At 58.9% G+C, this 1,614-nt stretch carries 1 protein-coding gene; it reads left to right on the forward strand.

All coding sequences use genetic code 11. From position 1 onward, the window contains the following. Positions 1-99 precede the first annotated feature (99 nt). Positions 100-1,482: an IS1380 family transposase gene (locus PO883_RS34380; RefSeq protein WP_289313790.1), complete on the forward strand. Its 1,383-nt coding sequence runs from the start codon at positions 100-102 to the stop codon at positions 1,480-1,482. Positions 1,483-1,614: the final 132 nt, after the last annotated feature.

Raw genomic sequence — 1,614 nt, forward strand, 5'->3', positions numbered from 1 at the left:
TGAATTTTGCAAAAAAAAGGGCAAGAACGCCGTAAGTGATTGATAAAATGTGAGTTATCGAGAAACACATCCATCAACACAAAAAGCACCTTGCCCGACATGAATTCTACTTCAGAACAGCTCCGTTTTCCATCCATTCCAGGCCATACCGTTCGCGCCGACTTTGACGGCGGCGGCCTGTCGTCCGACTTGGGACCGTTGCTGTTGCGTGGCGTCGATCGCCAGATCGGCCTGACCGAGCGTTTGGCCAATGCCTTGGTCGACACGCGGCACGCCAGTTACGTCACGTATTCGCATGCTGACCTGCTGACCCAGCGCATTTTCCAGATCGGCTGCGGTTACGAAGACGGCAACGATTCCAATAGCCTGCGTCACGACCCGATGTTCAAGCTCGGCGCGGGTCGCCTGCCATTTGCTGCCGATGCCGCGTTGGCGTCTGGGGCGACGATATCGCGCTTTGAACACGCGGCCAGTCGCAAGGATATTTATCGTCTCTGCAAGGCGCTGGTGGCGCAATTCATCGCCGGCTTCGCGACACCGCCGAGGACCCTCGTTCTCGATCTGGACCACTCGGAAGACGCGGCCTATGGGCAGCAGCCGCTGGCGTTTTACAACCACCACTACCGCAGTACATGCTACCTGCCTTTGTTTATTTTCGATGGCCAGTCGGGCGCCCTGGTGGCAGCCCTTCTGCGGCCGGGCAAAAGTCCGACGGGTGCCGAAAATGCCATGATCATGCGGCGCGTGCTCACGCAGATTCGCCGCCACTTCCCTGACACGCACATTTTGGTGCGCGGCGACGGGCACTTCGGCAGGCCGGAACTGATGCAAATGATCGATGCCATGCCCAACATTGACTTTATCTTCGGCCTGCCAGGCAACGTCAAGCTGCAGGCACTGGCAGAAAAAACCAAGCAGCGGGCCTGCGCGCTGTGGGCGGCCGTGCAAACCGGCGACGTGGTGCCAGACGCGGTGCGCCTGTATGACGAATTCCCGTATGCCGCCGGTTCGTGGGAAAAACCCTGGCGCGTGCTGCTCAAGGCCGAGGTCATGGCGCTCGGTGAGAACCCGCGCTTCGTCGTCACGTCGCTGAGCGGCCTTGACGCTGGCATGCTGTACGAGGAAGTCTATTGCGCGCGTGGCCAATCCGAAAACTTCATCAAGCACCTGAAGACCGACCTGGCATCAGACCGCACGTCCTGCACCAGCTTCCTGGCCAACTTCATGCGCTTGCTGATGCACAGCGCCGCCTACATCCTGCATCAACAGCTGCGCACCCAGGCATTGCAACACACCGCCTTATCGCAAGCGCAACCATCGACCGTCATCAACAAACTGTTCAAGATCGCGGTCCAGGTCCGCCAAACAAAACAGCGCATCATCCTGCATTTGCCAAGCGCCTGTGCCGTCAAGGATCTGCTGCACACGCTCACTGAACGGCTGTTCATTTCCGTACCCGCACACACCGTCAACACCTCATGAGGCCAGTTCGTCCGGTCAGCCGAGAATAGACCACCCACCCATCACCTTCATAACCAGCCAGCTTGCCGAACCCTACTGCGCGTGGGTAGGGCGAACTTTGCCCGGCGCACTACTCAAGCTCAGCCAGACAGA

The sequence above is a fragment of the Massilia sp. DJPM01 genome (assembly GCF_030348125.1).
GTDB classification, from domain to species: domain Bacteria; phylum Pseudomonadota; class Gammaproteobacteria; order Burkholderiales; family Burkholderiaceae_D; genus Telluria_A; species Telluria_A frigida.